The 16,065-nt window shown below is 57.9% G+C and carries 9 protein-coding genes; 2 read left to right on the top strand and 7 right to left on the bottom strand.

All coding sequences use genetic code 11. The annotated features are described in order from the left end of the window. The first annotated feature begins 214 nt into the window (after positions 1-214). A complete protein-coding gene (gene thiI / locus AO726_RS08165) occupies positions 215-1,669 on the top strand; it encodes a tRNA uracil 4-sulfurtransferase ThiI (RefSeq protein ID WP_058067569.1) in 1,455 nt (484 codons plus the stop codon). A 204-nt stretch (positions 1,670-1,873) separates the two neighbouring features. After that, a complete protein-coding gene (gene typA / locus AO726_RS08170) occupies positions 1,874-3,694 on the top strand; it encodes a translational GTPase TypA (protein WP_058067570.1) in 1,821 nt (606 codons plus the stop codon). A gap of 84 nt (positions 3,695-3,778) precedes the next feature. On the opposite strand, the gene AO726_RS08175 is transcribed toward typA, so the two are convergent. The 7 genes from AO726_RS08175 to AO726_RS08205 form a co-directional block, all read right to left on the bottom strand. Continuing rightward, positions 3,779-5,131, bottom strand: a complete 1,353-nt coding sequence (locus AO726_RS08175; protein ID WP_058067571.1) for a glutamine synthetase family protein — start codon at positions 5,129-5,131, stop codon at positions 3,779-3,781. A gap of 26 nt (positions 5,132-5,157) precedes the next feature. Further along, positions 5,158-5,715, bottom strand: a complete 558-nt coding sequence (locus AO726_RS08180) for a cupin domain-containing protein (RefSeq protein ID WP_058067572.1) — start codon at positions 5,713-5,715, stop codon at positions 5,158-5,160. A 13-nt stretch (positions 5,716-5,728) separates the two neighbouring features. Beyond that, a complete protein-coding gene (locus tag AO726_RS08185) occupies positions 5,729-7,018 on the bottom strand; it encodes an NAD(P)/FAD-dependent oxidoreductase (RefSeq protein WP_058067573.1) in 1,290 nt (429 codons plus the stop codon). Between the two features lie 77 nt (positions 7,019-7,095). Further along, positions 7,096-8,745 carry a diguanylate cyclase gene (locus AO726_RS08190; protein WP_058067574.1) on the bottom strand — a complete coding sequence of 550 codons (1,650 nt, stop codon included), beginning with the start codon at positions 8,743-8,745 and terminating at the stop codon, positions 7,096-7,098. After that, the gene (locus tag AO726_RS08195) at positions 8,738-9,124 is read right to left on the bottom strand and encodes a response regulator (RefSeq protein WP_058067575.1); all 387 of its coding nucleotides are present in this window, start codon (positions 9,122-9,124) and stop codon (positions 8,738-8,740) included. Before AO726_RS08195 ends, AO726_RS08190 begins: the two co-directional genes overlap by 8 nt. Beyond that, complete coding sequence (locus tag AO726_RS08200) at positions 9,117-13,583, bottom strand: PAS domain S-box protein (RefSeq protein ID WP_058067576.1); 4,467 nt, start codon at positions 13,581-13,583, stop codon at positions 9,117-9,119. Before AO726_RS08200 ends, AO726_RS08195 begins: the two co-directional genes overlap by 8 nt. A 38-nt stretch (positions 13,584-13,621) precedes the next feature. Continuing rightward, positions 13,622-15,901, bottom strand: coding sequence for a putative bifunctional diguanylate cyclase/phosphodiesterase (locus AO726_RS08205; RefSeq protein ID WP_058067577.1), 2,280 nt, complete (start codon positions 15,899-15,901; stop codon positions 13,622-13,624). Positions 15,902-16,065 lie beyond the last annotated feature (164 nt).

The raw sequence follows: 16,065 nt of genomic DNA on the forward strand, positions 1-16,065 counted from the left end.
ACTTGGGGCGAGCGCAAACCCGCGAGCTTGACGCATCGGGCAGGAAATGGCCAATTTTAGGGCTGTTTCATGCACTATTACTGGGCGGATATTCTATCTGTTGCTCTGAGTTGGTGCACACTTTTGGTGCGTTACTTTTTTGGTCAAATCATGAGCAATTTCCGCTATAATCCGCGCCCCTGATTTTTTGGCGTCTCCGGCGCGCACTGTTTTCATGAAACTGATCGTTAAAGTCTTCCCCGAAATCACCATCAAAAGCCGGCCTGTGCGCAAGCAGTTTATCCGGCAGTTGGCGAAGAACATTCGTTCGGTTCTGCGTGCTCTGGATCCCAAGGTCGATGTCAGCGGCACCTGGGACAACATGGTGGTCAGCACTCAGGTTGAAGACCCTAAAGCTCAGCAGGAAATCATCGAGCGTCTGCGCTGTACGCCGGGCATCGTGCACTTTCTGCAGGTGGATGAATATCCGCTGGGCGACTTTGATGATGTGGTCGCTAAGTGCAAACAGCATTACGCCGATTTGCTTCCGGGCAAGATGTTTGCCGTGCGCTGCAAGCGCGCCGGTAAGCATGATTTCAGCTCTCTGGATATCGAACGCTATGTGGGCAGCCAACTGCGTCAGCAGTGTGGTGCCGCTGGTATTGAGCTAAAGCAGCCGCAAGTGCTGGTGCGCATGGAAATCCGTGATCAGCGCCTGTTCGTGATTCACAGTCAGCATCAGGGTATTGGCGGCTATCCGCTGGGCTCGCTGGACCAGACGCTGGTGCTGATGTCCGGGGGCTTTGACTCCACCGTAGCGGCTTATCAAATGATGCGCCGTGGTCTGCTGACTCACTTCTGCTTCTTTAATCTGGGTGGCCGCGCTCACGAGCTGGGCGTGATGGAAGTGGCGCACTATCTGTGGAACAAATACGGCAGCTCGCACCGCGTTCTTTTTATCAGCGTGCCGTTCGAGGAAGTGGTGGGTGAGATCCTCACCAAGGTCGATGACAGCCAGATGGGCGTTATCCTCAAGCGCATGATGCTGCGTGGCGCGACCCGTATGGCCGAGCGCCTGAACATTGATGCGCTGGTGACCGGTGAGGCCATCTCTCAGGTATCCAGCCAGACCCTGCCGAACCTCTCGGTGATCGACTCGGCCACCGACATGCTGGTGCTGCGCCCGCTTCTGGCCAGCCACAAGCAAGACATTATTGATACCGCTACCGAGATCGGCACCGCCGATTTCGCCCGGCATATGCCGGAATACTGCGGTGTGATCTCGGTTAACCCGACCACCAAGGCGCGTGGTTACCGGATCGAGAAAGAAGAAACCCATTTCGACATGGCCATCCTTGAGCGCGCCCTTGAGCGTGCAACTCTGTTGCCGATCGACAAGGTCATCGACGAGCTGGGCAAGGACATTAGGATCGAAGAAGTGAATGAAGCGCTGGCCGGCCATGTGGTGATTGATATTCGCCACCCGGATGCGGTCGAAGACGATCCGCTGGATTTGGCCGATATTGAAGTTCAGAGCGTGCCGTTCTACGCGATCAACAACAAATTCAAGGAACTGGATAACACCCGCCAGTACCTGCTGTATTGCGACAAAGGTGTCATGAGCCGCCTGCATGCTCATCATTTGCTGAGCGAGGGGCATGCCAATGTGCGCGTTTATCGTCCGGCATAAGAGACCTGCCTGGAATGGCGGCAGCATCCGCCATCGCCCCCCCGACATGCAGGCGGCGTAAAAGCTGCCGCGACGCTGGTCTGTAGCACTCGAACAGGCCGCCTTTCGTCGCTGTGCTCGTGCACCGCCTGACCTATTCGCAATACCTCAATATTCGTCGCCTAGACTAAGCGGCACCCGAATCCTCTGATTAGAGATACAGACGTGATCGAGAATCTACGTAACATTGCCATCATTGCCCACGTTGACCACGGTAAAACTACCCTGGTTGATGCCCTCCTGCGCCAGTCCGGCACCCTGGAGCGTAACGAGCTCAACGACGAGCGCGTGATGGACAGCAACGATCAGGAAAAAGAGCGCGGCATTACCATTCTGGCTAAGAACACCGCTATCAAGTGGAATGACTACCGCATCAACATCGTCGACACCCCCGGCCACGCCGACTTCGGCGGTGAAGTAGAGCGCGTAATGTCGATGGTTGACTCCGTACTGCTGGTGGTTGACGCCCAGGACGGCCCGATGCCGCAAACTCGCTTCGTAACCAAGAAAGCGTTCGAAGCTGGCCTGAAGCCGATCGTTGTAATCAACAAGATCGACCGTCCGGGTGCACGCCCTGACTGGGTTATGGATCAAATCTTCGACCTGTTCGACAACCTGGGTGCAACCGACGAGCAACTGGACTTCCAGGTTGTTTACGCCTCGGCCCTGAACGGTATTGCCGGTCTTGATCACACTGACATGGCGGAAGACCTGACTCCGCTGTACCAAGCCATCGTTGACCACGTACCAGCTCCGGACGTTGACGTGACTGGCCCGTTCCAGATGCAAATCTCTGCACTGGACTACAACAGCTTCCTCGGCGTTATCGGTGTTGGCCGTATCGCCCGCGGTACTGTTAAGCCGAACACCCCAGTTGTGGCCATCGACGTTGATGGTAAAAAGCGCAACGGCCGTATCCTCAAGCTGATGGGCCACCACGGTCTGCACCGTGTGGACGTTGAAGAAGCCTCCGCTGGCGACATCGTGTGCGTAAGCGGTATGGACGAGCTGTTCATCTCCGACACCCTGTGCGACATCAACCACGTTGAAGCGATGACTCCGCTGACCGTTGATGAGCCGACCGTTTCCATGACCTTCCAGGTCAACGATTCGCCATTCTGCGGTAAAGAAGGCAAGTTCGTGACCAGCCGTAACATCAAGGAGCGTCTGGACAAAGAGCTGCTGTACAACGTGGCCCTGCGTGTTGAAGAAGGCGACAGCGCTGACAAGTTCAAAGTATCCGGCCGTGGTGAGCTGCACCTGTCGGTACTGATCGAAACCATGCGTCGTGAAGGTTTCGAGATGGGCGTTGGTCGTCCGGAAGTAATCATCCGTGAAGTTAACGGCGTTAAGCACGAACCGTACGAGAACGTCACCATCGACATCCCTGAAGAAGCGCAGGGTAAAGTCATGGAAGAAATGGGTCTGCGTAAGGGTGACCTGACTAACATGGCGCCGGATGGCAAAGGCCGTGTGCGTCTGGAATACAACATCCCGGCCCGTGGTCTGATCGGTTTCCGTAACCAGTTCCTGACCCTGACCAACGGTGCAGGCATCCTGACCTCGATCTTCGACCGTTACGACGTGATGAAGTCCGGCCAGATGTCCGGCCGTCAGAACGGCGTTCTGGTTTCCATCGAAACCGGTAAGGCTCTTACCTACTCCCTGGAAACCCTGCAGGCTCGCGGCAAGCTGTTCATCGAGCACGGTCAGGAAATCTACAACGGTCAGATCGTTGGTCTGAACAGCCGTGACAACGACCTGGGCGTTAACCCAACCAAGGGCAAGAAGCTCGACAACATGCGTGCTTCCGGTAAAGACGAAGTGATCGCACTGGTTCCGCCAGTCCGCTTCACCCTGGAGCAGGCTCTGGAGTTCATCCAGGACGACGAGCTGTGCGAAGTAACGCCGAAGTCGATCCGTCTGCGTAAGAAGATCCTCGACGAAGGCGAGCGTACCCGCGCTGCCAAGAAAGCTAAGGCCTAATTAGTCCCGGCTTAAAAAAGCCCCCGCCAACGTGAGTTGCCGGGGGCTTTTTAGTGTCCGCAGGTTTTGCGCGGTGCAGTCTGTTTACATAAACCAGCGGTATTCGCGGGCGCTGACTTCGTCCATAAAGGCCAGGTGGTCGTGGTATTTGTTCTCGCAATAGACCATCACGAACTCATCGCCCAGCCCTTGCTTGATTACTGGGTGGTCGCGCATGGTGGCCACAGCGCTGAGCATGTCTTTGGGGAAGTCGATGCCGCTGCTGCGGTCTTCGTTGAGCGGGGCGATGGGCTCCTTAGCTGCATCCAGACCATGCTCCATACCGGTAAGAATGGCCGCCAGGACCAGATACGGGTTAGCGTCGGCACCGGCCAGGCGGTGTTCGATGCGCAGGTTACGGCCGTCGGATTCCGGGATGCGGATGCATGCATCACGGTCTTCAAAGCCCCAGCTGGCGCGGCTGGCGGCGTTAACCATGGCACCGTAGCGGCGGAAGGCGTTGTGGTTGGCAGCGAAGATCGGCATGCAGTGCGGCAGCAGGTCCAGGCATCCGGCCACCGCGTGGCGCAGCGGGCGCTGGTTGTCTGCGTCGAGCAGGTTGTTGCCGTCGTTGTCGTAAAGGCTGACGTGAACGTGCATGCCGCTGCCCGGTGCATTGAGATAAGGCTTGCTCATAAAGCTGGCGCGCTGCCCGTGCTTCAGGGCAGTACCGCGGGTGCTGCGGCAGAACAGAGCGGCCCAGTCAGCGGCGCGCAGGCCGTCGTCGCAGTGGCCAAAGTTGATTTCGAACTGGCCGGGGCCAAGCTCAGCGGTGATGACGTTGGCGTCTATGCCTTGGGCCTGGGCAGCGTCAACGATGTCGTGGAGCACGCTTGAGAAGCGCGACAGGCGCTCAATGTGCATGTTTGGCTGGTCGTCTTCATCTTCACAACGCGGATCGCGGGGGAATTGCGGCAGGCCGTCTTTGAGTTTGCGGTCGAACAGGTAGAACTCCAGCTCGAACGCCACCACAGGACGGATGCCACGCTTGGCCAGGCGCTCAAGTACGCGGGCCAGCACTTCACGAGGTTCGAACTCGATGGGCGCGGCGGTGCCGTCGGAGCTCATCAGCATTTGCCCCAGAGGCTGTTCTTCCCACGTTACCGGTTTAAGGGTTCCGGGGATCAGGCGGCGCGGTGCGTCCGGGTCGCCGTCGTTAAAGCAATAGTCGCCAATTGGATGCAGGCCGCCCTGTACACCGAGCAACACGCAGTTCTGCGGGACTTTCAGCGGGCTGCCGGCGGCTACTTTTTCCAGCATCTCGATGGGATAGCGCTTGCCATAGAAGTGGCCGGGAATATCCAGGCTGATGAGGTCGACATAGCGTACTTCGGGGTGCGCGGCACGGAAGGCTTTTACTTCGTCGAGCAGGCTGGAGAACGATGTTGTTATTGTCATACGTACTTCTTCCTGCGCGTGCTGGGTTAACTGAATACCCAGAGCACGCGCGTCGGTTTATCGGTTAGGTTGGCGTAGCGGAATTTGGCATACGGCGGCAGCTGGAAGCTGTCATTGGGGCCGAGGGTGACGGGCTCTTGGGCGTCGTCGAGCCAGATACTCAGTTGCCCTTCGAGGACAAAACCGCCTTGCTCGTCACGGTCATTCAGATGGCCATCGCCGCTGGTAGCGCCAGGAGCCAGATAGCTGTCGAGCATGGAGAAGCCCCCGGCGATGCTCGGCGAAGCCAGAACGTCGGTGATGCCGCCTGCGTAATACAGGGTGCGGCGTTCGTTCGGGCGGGTCACCCAGCGTACTTCACGGGGTTTGCTCAGGCTGTAGAAATAGGTAGTAGGCACGCCCAGCGCTTCACTGATGGCGGTCAGGTCTGCCACGGTGGGTTGCGACAGGCCACGCTCAACCTGGGAGAGGAAGCCGACCGAGCGTTCGATCTTGGCGGCAAGCTCGCCCAAAGTGAGGTTTTTGTGTTTGCGCAGGTCGCGAATAAGAATCGCGAGGCCTTCTACTTCTTCCTGTTCAGTCATGGAAACTCCTGGGTTAAATCACATCGCGGAGGCGATACCAGGCTTTGCCGACGGCCTCAATCGGTGCTGCGAGCAGGTCTCCACCGGGGAAGCGCGGGTTGGGTAGGCGCTCATACAGTTTGAGCAGTTCATCGTCGCCGAGGATAGCGTCGCTGATTGCTTTGGCCGCCGCCAGTGTCGGCAGTACGCCATGACCAGAGAAACCTTGCAGCCAGTACTTCTGGCCGCTGCGGCCCAGATGCGGGGTGCGGTACATGGTGCAGTCGATATGCCCGCCCCAGCCGTAATCAATCTGTACACCTTTGAGTTGCGGGAATACGCGCTCCAGATACGGACGGGTGGCGGCCGGAACGTCGTTGGGGATGCCGCCCAAGTAAGTGCAGCCGCCACCAAACAGCAGGCGGTTGTCTGGGGTGACACGGTAGTAATCGGGTACGAACTGGGTGTCGATGCTGCAGGTACCTTTCGGGAACAGCGATTGCGCCAGCTCCGGGTCCAGCGGTGCGGTGGCAACCTGGTAGGAGCCGACCGGCAGCAGGCGCTTGGCCAGATCGCGGTCGAGACGGTCGACGTAAGCGTTGCAGGCCATGACCAGCACGTCGCTGGTGATTTCACCCTGCTCGCAGCGAACCCGGTAACCGTTGCCGTTGTTCTGCCATTCCAGCGCTTTGGTTTGCTCAAAAATCTTGCCGCCTGCGGCCTCAATGGCGCCTGCCAGGCCCTGGGCGAGTTTGAGTGGGTTGAGGTGAGCACCACCAGCGTCGTGGATTGCTGCCAGATAGCGCGGGCTGGCAATCCACTGCGGCAATTCTTCTTTGGGGATAAAGCTCAGCTGTTGGTAATCGTATTTCTGCGCGGCTTCTTCGATGCTTTCCTGCAACTGGCGGACACGGCGCGGGAGGACGGCGCAATAGATGGCGCCAGTGCGGTAGTCGATGTCGAAACCGTGGCGCTGCGGCAGTTCGCTCATCTCTTTGGTCGCCCACATCATGCTGTCCCACAGCTGACGAGCGCCTTCAAGGCCTAAGGCTTTCTCGAACGGTGGCATATCGCAAGACCAACCCGGCAGCGCCTGGCCGCCATTGCGGCCTGATGCGGCCCAGGCGATTCGGCTGGCTTCGAGGATGATCACTTTTTTGCCCGCCAGGGCAAGACGCAAACCGGTGTGCAGACCGCTGAAGCCGCCGCCGATAATCAGCACGTCGCAGTGGAGGTTTTCTTGCAGGCGTGGTCGGAGCGGGATTTGACCGGGGTAGGTCCCGGCGTAGTAGGTGCCGATGTGCTGGGCGGATTGCTTGAACATACGTGCCTCATGAAATTATTTATTATTAATTTCATGAAAATATATGCCTAATTTTTCACAAAGCCAAGCTCAGGGCGCTAGCAAACCTGATTTCGCCCATTGTGTTTGGCTCGATAGAGCGCGCGGTCGGCCTTATCTAGCAGTTCGCTGGCGTCAGTGAACTGTTCTTCGGTGGAGGAGATACCAGCGCTGAGGGTGACGGAGAAATGCTGGCCTGCCGCAGTGAACTGCAGCTCGGCAAAACGCTGGCGGATTTCATCGATCACCATCCGTGCCTGGTCCGCGGAGCACTCCGGCAGCACCACGAGAAACTCTTCGCCACCATAGCGGCCGAGGCTGTCGACGCGACGTAAACGCTGGCGCAGCAGGTTGGCCAGGGCGCGGATGACGTTATCGCCAGCGGCGTGTCCGTAGGTGTCATTAACCTTTTTGAAGAAGTCGATATCGATCATGGCGACACTGGCGGGCTTTTGCGTTCGCTGTGCGCGCTCTTGCTCTAGCACGACCTGCTCTTTGATATCGGCGTGCTTGAGCAGTCCGGTCAGACTGTCCCGCGACATGGCGTTGCTGAGCAGGCGCGCGCGTTGGGCGCGGGAGAATACGGCGGCGACCAGGGCGTTGTCAGAGATGGGTTTGGTGACGAAATCGTCGCCGGCTTTGATCAACGCGCTCATCTGCCGGCTGATATCGGTTTCAGCTGACAAGTACACAATCGGCACACGCAGCCAGTCGTCATCCAGACGGATGATCTGCGCCAGTTCCGGGCCGGTGCAGCCGGGCATGCGGACATCCAGAAGGATCACTTCCGGGTTGAAGTCGCGCATGCAGGTGAAGATGTCTTGTGGCTGGTGAAGCATCTCCACCAGCATGTTGGAGCTGCGCAGAATCAGGCTGTAGCGGCTGGCCAGTTCGCGGTCATCATCAATAATAAGCACCCGATAAGGCTCGCCATGCTGCTGTGAAAAGCAGCGCTCAAGGCGGTTTTCCAGCTGTGGAATGTCCACCGGTTTGCGGAAAAAGCCCATAGCGCCAACTCGCACGGCTTGCAGGTAGGTGCTGAAATCGTCCTGTGTACTGATCACCAGCAGTGGCAGCGGTTCCTCCAGGCGTTCTTGCAGCGAAGCGGCGTAGTCCAGGCCGGTGCGGCTCTCTCCTGGCAGGTTGATGTCGACGATGAGGGCGTCGGGCAGGCGTTGCTCAAGGGCTTCGTCCAGCGCATCCATGGTGAAGAAATGCCTGGCCTGGTAACCGAAGCTGTTAAGCGTCAGGCACATGCTTTCGCCAATCTCTCGCTGGTCTTCAAGGATGTAAATACTGCGGGTGCTGGAGCCCCGCTGCGCACGGCTGGCCTGCGGGCTGGTGGCCGGGGCTTGCTCGGGTTGGTACTGCTGAGTGGTCATTACAACCAGGCTGCGGCTGAAGTCTTCCAGGCTGCTCTGTTCTTCGCGCAGGGTCTGCAACCAGAGCTCTGCTCGCTTTTCGAACACCCGGGCCTGTTCGCCCAGCGTTTTGAAGCCAAAGGTTCCCGCGCTCCCGGCGAGTTTGTGCAGTTGCGCGCTAATGGCCTGCAAGTTCTCTTGTAGCAACTGGGCGTTGCTGCAATGGGGCAGTTGCTCGGCCAGTGCACGCAAGGCCGGGAGTTCGTCGTTCAGGCGCAGCGTAAAGGCGTCGCTGAGTTGCAGCAGGCGCTGACGCAATTCGTCCTGAGACGTAGGGGGTTTATCCATGACTCTGAATCCAGATTTCCCGCACTTGGGCAGCCAACTGCATGGGATCGAATGGTTTAATGATGACGTCACGCGCGCCAAGGGTCTGGTAATAGGCAATCTCGGCGGGTTGAACTTTGGCGGTCATAAAGGCGACAGGCACATGTTGGATGTCCAACTGCGTGGCGATTTTTGACAGCGTTTGTGGGCCGTCCATGCCGGGCATCATGACGTCCAGCAGGATGAAGTCGGGAGCGAAATCCGCCAAGTGATCAAGCGCTTCCTGGCCGCTGGAGCAGGTCATCACTTCGTAGCCACCCACGGCTTCTAGTGCAAGCCGGGCTACCGCCTGAATGGAGAGGTCATCCTCGACGTGCAAAATGCGTTTTAACTCAGGCATACCACAAGTCCTTGTGTTGGTCGGTGGAAGGGTCCGAGGTCTTCAGTTCGAACCAGAAAGTGCTGCCTTGGTCGGGAGTGGAGTCAAAGCCAATCTCTCCACCCATTCGTTCGATGATTTCTTTGCAGATCGCCAGGCCCAGCCCGGTGCCGCCTTTCTGTCGGGTGTCGGTGGCATCCGCTTGGGAGAACTTGCTGAAAATCCGGTTGCGGAATTTTTCCGGAATGCCTGTTCCGTGGTCGCGGATGCTGACTCGGATGCGATTTCCGCGCTGCTCGGTGCTGAGTTCGACCACTTGCTGCGGTGGCGAGAATTTGGCCGCGTTCGACAGCAGGTTGGCGAGTACTTGCGCCAGTCGCAGTTTGTCGACAAGTACCTGAGCCTGGGTTGTCGGAGGCAATAAGGTTAAGCGTACCTGATAGGTTTGAGCGTAGGGTTGATTCTGGTCAATAGCTTCTTCCAGCAACGGCCACAGTTGCTGGTGCTGCAGGTTGAATTCCATCTTGCCTGCTACCAGTTTTTCCATGTCCAGCAGGTCGTTGATCAACAGGTTGAGGCGCTGGCTGTTGTCGTGAGCAATTTTCAGCATCTGCTCCATACCTGAGGGGATCTCGCCCAGCGCACCGCCGTTTATCAGACCCAACGAGCCGGAAATGGCGGTCAGCGGTGTGCGCAGCTCATGGCTGACGGTGGAGACGAATTCGCTTTTCATGCGTTCGATGCGTTTGCGCTCTTCAATATCGCGAATCACTGCAATAAAGCGGCGCGAGCCTTGGTGGCTGATCTGTGAGATCGCCAGCTCAACGGTGAAGGTCTCTCCGTTGCGGCGTTTGGCTGTGAGTTCGATTTCTTTGCCCAGTATCTGTTTGATGCCTTTGCGCAGGTACAGGTTGAGGTGGCGCGGGTGCAGGTTGATGCCCGCGTCAGCAATGAGCATGGTGATGCGGTGGCCGGAGACTTCCAGGTGGTTGTAGCCGAAGATGCGTTCGGCAGCATGGTTGAAGTTCTCGATGTAGCCTTGCTGGTCGATGGTAATGATGGCGTCGAGCACGTTATCCAGCAGGGTGCGCAGGTAGTCTTCACGCTCGCGGATGGCCATTTCTGCGGCAATGCGTTCGCTGAAGTCCTGGATTTGCGCAACAAAGTGAACTGGCTGGTTATTGCTGTCGCGAACCAGTGAGGCGCTGACCAGTACCCAGATGATCTGCTCAAGGCTGTCGATGTAGCGCTTTTCGCTCTGGAAACTGCTGATCTTGCCGTCTATGAGATCTTGCATGTCCTGCAAGTCGGTGCCCAGATCGTCTGGATGAGTAATGCTCTGGAAGTTCAGTTCGAGCAGGTGTTCGCGGGTGTAGCCGAGCATGTTGCATAGGGCATCGTTGACTTCCAGCCAGCTCCCATCCAGTGAGATCAGCGCCATGCCTTGGGGGGCAGTGTTGAAGGCGGTGCTGAAGCGTTGTTGGCTGACTTTGAGCTGGTCTTCCACTGCTTTGCGGTCACTGATGTCCCAGATAAACCCGGAAATCCACTGCAGCTCTCCTTGCAGGTCGTATTCGCCGCGGCCTTTCTCCCGTACCCAGACGCTATGGCCGTCGGCGTGGATGATTCGGTAGGTCAGTTCGAAGGAGTCCTGATGCTCCAGTGCGCTTTTGGCTTCCTGGGTCAGCTCGCGGTCATCAGGGTGGATCACGTCGACAAAGCTGCGCATGCGGTTGTTGACGAAGTCGGAAGCTGGGTAGCCGCTGATGGCCAGCACCTCTTCACTGAGGTAGCTCATGGTCCAGAATTGATCATTGCGGCAGCGGTAAACGGCTCCCGGCAGGTTGGCGACCAAGCCTCGGAAGCGGCTTTCGCTCTTTTGCAGGGCGCGGGTGGTCTGTTGCAGGTCGTTAATATCGCTGGCAATCCCCAGGTAGCCGTTGATCTTGCCGGTGGAGTCGTGCATGGCGCTGACCGTCAGGTTAACGGCGCGGCGTTCACCGTTCTTGCGCACATAGGTCCACTGCTGGGTTTCGGTGTCGCCTCTGTCTGGCATCAGGCTGAAGATCTGAAATCCGCTGATCTCCCGGCCTGTCTGAGCGCTGAGGATGGCGCTGCGGCTGCTGATTTCCTCCGGTAGATGGAACAGCAGCGGCGTGTGCTGGCCGATGACCTCAGCGCCGCGGTAGCCCAACAGGCGTTCGGCACCGGAGTTGAACAGGGTGATCAGGCCGGTGGTATCGGTGGTGATGATGCTGACACCGGTGGCAGAGTCCAGAACAGCTTGGAGGAACAGACGTGCTTCGCGGGTTTGTTCTTCGTGAAGCTGGCGCTCAAGGGTGGCACCAATCCAGCGTGCCAGCAGGCGCAGGAATTCTTCCTCGACATCATCGAACGGCGTGCCGCGTGGTGCTCCGGCGCCAAAGCTGATAGTGCCGTAGTGCTGCCCGGCGACCCAGACGTTGGTACCAATGTAGCTTTCCAGAGCAAAGTGGGCGTAAGCAGGATGGTTGGAGTAAGGGCTCTGGCTCATGTGGCTGATGCCCAGAACGTCGGTGTTCTGTACTAGCAGGCTGCAGTAGGTCTCGATCAGGGGGAAGATCTGGCCGTCGTGCAGGCTGTTGTCATCGGTAATCTGGGCCACAACGTGCAGCAGGTTGTTATCCAGCCGGGCGATCACCCCTTGGGGCATGGCGTAGAACGCTGCAGCCAGTTCCAGGGCGCGGGTCAGCAGGTTGTGGCTGTTGAGCTTGGGCAGCGCGGCAATTTCATTGAGTACGCGTAAGGCCTCTTGCTGGCGCTGCAGGCGTTGTTGCGCCAGTTCGCGCTGCTTGTCGCGGCGCAGGGCATCCAGCAGTTGCCCCAAGGTGCTGAGCAGTGGATGCAGCTGTTGGGCGAAGTCTGTCGGATAGCCGTCCGCGCGATTGGCTAAGGCCAGCATCCCGACCAGTTGGCCGTTGGCGTGGATCGGCAGCCCAGCAAAGGCCTCCAGAGGCGGGTGGGCCTCGGGGGTTCCGGCCCGGTGCGGATGTTTTGCCGGGTTGTTGCTGATCAGAGGCACGCCGTTGCGGATGACCTGACCAAACAGGCTGTACTGGTTGCGGAAGTCCAGCCCTTCCTCGGCCCTGCGCTTATAGTCGGCTGGCACCTCATCGCCGAGGTTGCTGATATTGATGGCAAAGGTGCGCATGTAGGGTGCGCCGCGATCGTCGTGGAGAATTTCGCCGATCAGGCCGAACTGGCTCTGGGTGAAGGTAAGGATGCTCTGTAACAAGGCATCGAAGGCTTCGCGCTGGTTGTGCGCATTGATGTAAGCGGCCTGAGCCTGGCTCATGATAGCCAGCATATTGCGCGCTTCTTCACTTTGTTTGTGGCGGATGCGCAGCTCATCGTTGTGTTTGCGCATCAGGTTTCGCGTGCTGTTGCGCGTGGCAATCAGTAGCAGAAGCAGCAACAGTTCGGTCGCAGCCCAAGCGAACAGCCACTTGGCAATGACCCAGCGCAGGCCACTGACGTGCTGGGTGTGAAGGGGAGTGATGTCGCGCCAGGTGATCGCGACAACTGAGCTTTCTGCTTTGGACGCTTCAGTACGGTAATCCGTCAGTGGCAGCTGGTTGAGCAGGTATTGGCGGCCGTCTTGTTCCTGTACGGCGTAGGTTTCTGCGTCGTCGGGATCGGGTAGCAGATGCTCGTTGTACCAATACTGAACTTGTGGCTGATCAAAGCCTTCGAGGTTCCAGTGCTCGCTGTCAGCGCGCAGGCCGCGCAGGACCTCTCCGCTGTCATAGGCCTTGAGCGTGCTCTGCTTGTACAGCAGGGCAATGCCTGATTCTGGATCGGTGTTAAGTGCTCGAAGGCCTGGGAGCATATCCAGGCTGATCTCAAGTGCGCCGACGGTCAGCAGTCCTTCACCATCGTTGACCTGCAGGGGTACCATGGCGCGTACGCTCAGGCCGCTGGGGGCAGCTGCCAGGCCGGTTTTGGGTTCAGATTTGTTCAGGACTTCCTGCAGCATGTGGCGCTGTGCGACGGGGAAGTCGCCGAACCATCTGGGCTCATGCACCCGCAGCAGTACTTCGGCACTGGTTGAAAGGTGCAGGTAGAGTTCGAACGGGCGGATGTCCTGCAGCTTGCGCCAGCGTGGTGCAAGACGCGAGTACAACTGGTTGCGGATGGCGCTGAGTGCCTGTGGGTCGGCCTTGCCGGTAGCGTGATTGGCGTTGGCTTGGCGGATCAGCTCGACCATCCAAGCGTCGGCGGCGATGGTCTCCGCGAGCAGTTTGGCCTGTTGTTGAAGCTCAAGCTGATTACTACGTAACGCCGCGTTGTGCAGCTGATGTTGGCGTTCAAGTTGCAAACGCCAGAGGTTCTCCCGTTCTCCCAGTGCGAGCGCACCCAGCACCGCAAACAGGATCGCCAGGCCAAGGCTGCCGAGGCCTGCGATCCAGTAGATGGTGTGGGGTTTGCCACTCACGCTCATAGGGTGTACTCCAGAGCGGGTACATGGAGTGTCATGGGTTAAGGGGTTTCCAGTGCGCGGGGTGAACACAACTGCTCAGGCGGTTGTGGGCGTGCAAAATAGTAACCTTGGGCATGATCACAACCCAATTGACTCAGCAGATCAACCTGAGCCTCTGTCTCTACCCCTTCGGCCAAGACGTCCAGACCCATGCTGTGGCCCAAGGCAATGACGGCGCGAGTGATGGAAATGTCGTCATGGTCATGGGGCAGGCCAGCGACAAAACTCTGATCCAGCTTGAGTTTGTGCACCGGCAGGCGCTTGAGCCTGGCCAGTGAGCTGTAGCCGGTGCCGAAGTCATCAATGGCCAAGCGCAAACCCAAGTCACGCAGGGCGAGCAGTTGGGTCAGCGCTGCGTTGGGGTTAATCATGATCGCGCTTTCGGTGACTTCCAGCTCCAGGTTGGACGGGTTGATTCCGGTCTGCTGGATCACGTCGGCAATACGCCGGTCGAGGCCGCCTTTGGAGAACAGCCGGCTGGAAATGTTCACCGCGACAAACTCCAGATTAAACCCCGCCTCATGCCAAGCCACCATCTGCTGGCAGCTCTGCACCAGAACCCAATCGTCAATGGCTGCGATCAGGCCTATCTCTTCGGCGACAGGAATAAACTCACATGGCGGTACGAGGCCGCGAAGCGGGTGCTGCCAGCGCACCAATGCTTCTACGCCAACCATTTTCTGAGTTGTAAGGCAGAAAAGCGGTTGGTAAAACACCCGCAGTTCGTCGTTATCCAGTGCGTGTCGCAGCGAGCTGGCCAACTCAACTCGCTGGCTGGCTAGTTCGGTCAGTTCTTGCGTGTAGAACGCGTAGTTTTCACGGCCGCTGTTTTTGGCCTTAAACAGCGCAGAGTCGGCGTTGCGCAGAATCTGGCTGGCATCCAGAGCGTCATCCGGATAAAGGGTGATACCCAAACTGGCGGTGATGAATAGCTCCTGGCCTTCCACCTCAAATGGCTGGCGCAGGCAATTGAGCAAGTGTTGAGCCATGACTGCAGCTTGCTCGGCGTTGTTGCAGTTCTCATACAGCACGCCGAATTCATCACCACCGAGCCGCGCGAGGGTCATGCGGTTGTTCAGGTTCTGGCTGAGGCGCTCACCCACTGCTTTGAGCAGCAAATCGCCGGGGTTATGACCCAGGCTTTCGTTGACGTGTTTGAAGTGGTCAAGGTCGATCAGCAGAACAGCGCCGCTGCGCTGTTCGGTAATAGAACGTTCCAATGCGTGCTCGACGCGCTCGGTGAACAGCAGGCGGTTGGGCAGGTTGCTCAGCGGGTCGTGGTGCGCCAGATAGTCCAGCTCACGTTGAGAGCGTTTCAGCGCACTGATGTCGGAGAACACCGCAACGTAATGGGTAACTTCCCCTTGGTTATCGCGGATCGCTCGGATGCTTTGCCATTGCGGGTAGATTTCCCCGCTTTTGCGCCGGTTCCAGATTTCTCCGCTCCAGGTGCCGTGCGTAGCCACACTCTTCCAGATGTTGTTGTAGAAGGTGCCGTCATGTCGGCCTGATTTGAGCAGGCTGGGGGACTTGCCGAGGATTTCTTCCAGACCATAGCCGGTGATGCGGATAAATGCCGGGTTGCAGCGCACAATCAATTTGTTGGCGTTGGTGACCAGTACACCTTCCTGGGTGACGTCATAAACCGCAGCCGCCATGCGCAGGGCTTCTTCGTCCTGGCGACGCTGAGTGATATCGCTGGCTGTGCCAATCAGGTGCTCCGGGCGCTGCTGGTTATCCAGAATCAGGCGGCCGCGAAACTGAATGATGCGGAAGCTGCCATTGGTGTGCAGCATCCGGTAACTGTACTCATAGGGCGTAATATTATTGGTCTTCAGGCGCTCAGTTAATTCGCGCTCAAAGGCCAGCTTGTCGTCGGCATGCAAACGCTCCAGCCAGAAATCCGGATTGGTTTCGGCAGGGACCTCCGACAGACCGAGCATGGCTGCAAGGCTGGGTGAGCAGTACACCTTGTTAGTCGGCAGGTCCCAGTCCCACATGGCATCATCTGCGGCTTCCAGTGCCTGTAGCAGGCGCTTTTCACTACGTTTGACGGCATCCATAGCTGTTTTGTACTGATCTTGGTGCCGACGTATGACGAGATACAGCAAGCACGCAGTAATCAGCACGAAAGACAGGCCCTTCAGAAGCTGGGTCTGGTGAATCTGGGCGGGTGACAAATTTAGAGCTGAAAGCAGTCCATCGCTGAATAAAACCCAGATACTGGCAATCACGATATAGCTCAGGATCAGACGCCAGGCATTGAACGACAAGTTCATGGGGTGGGTATCTTTTAGTCTTATAGATTTGACTGCAAATTATAGAGAATGTGATGGATAACATCATCTAAATGTGCGCTGGGTGCTGATTTATTATTTTGTCTGTTGGATAATGTTAAACGGTATGCGCTGAAAAAACTTGCATATCCTCCTATGTAATGAGG

It is taken from the genome of Pseudomonas sp. TTU2014-080ASC (assembly GCF_001446935.1).
Classification (GTDB): domain Bacteria; phylum Pseudomonadota; class Gammaproteobacteria; order Pseudomonadales; family Pseudomonadaceae; genus Aquipseudomonas.

Coding starts and splice junctions, on each gene's coding strand:
- thiI (WP_058067569.1), top strand. CDS start 215: ATGAAACTGATCGTTAAAGTCTTCCCCGAAATCACCATCAAAAGCCGG.
- AO726_RS08175 (WP_058067571.1), bottom strand. CDS start 5,131: ATGACAATAACAACATCGTTCTCCAGCCTGCTCGACGAAGTAAAAGCC.
- AO726_RS08180 (WP_058067572.1), bottom strand. CDS start 5,715: ATGACTGAACAGGAAGAAGTAGAAGGCCTCGCGATTCTTATTCGCGAC.
- AO726_RS08185 (WP_058067573.1), bottom strand. CDS start 7,018: ATGTTCAAGCAATCCGCCCAGCACATCGGCACCTACTACGCCGGGACC.
- AO726_RS08190 (WP_058067574.1), bottom strand. CDS start 8,745: ATGGATAAACCCCCTACGTCTCAGGACGAATTGCGTCAGCGCCTGCTG.
- AO726_RS08195 (WP_058067575.1), bottom strand. CDS start 9,124: ATGCCTGAGTTAAAACGCATTTTGCACGTCGAGGATGACCTCTCCATT.
- AO726_RS08200 (WP_058067576.1), bottom strand. CDS start 13,583: ATGAGCGTGAGTGGCAAACCCCACACCATCTACTGGATCGCAGGCCTC.
- AO726_RS08205 (WP_058067577.1), bottom strand. CDS start 15,901: ATGAACTTGTCGTTCAATGCCTGGCGTCTGATCCTGAGCTATATCGTG.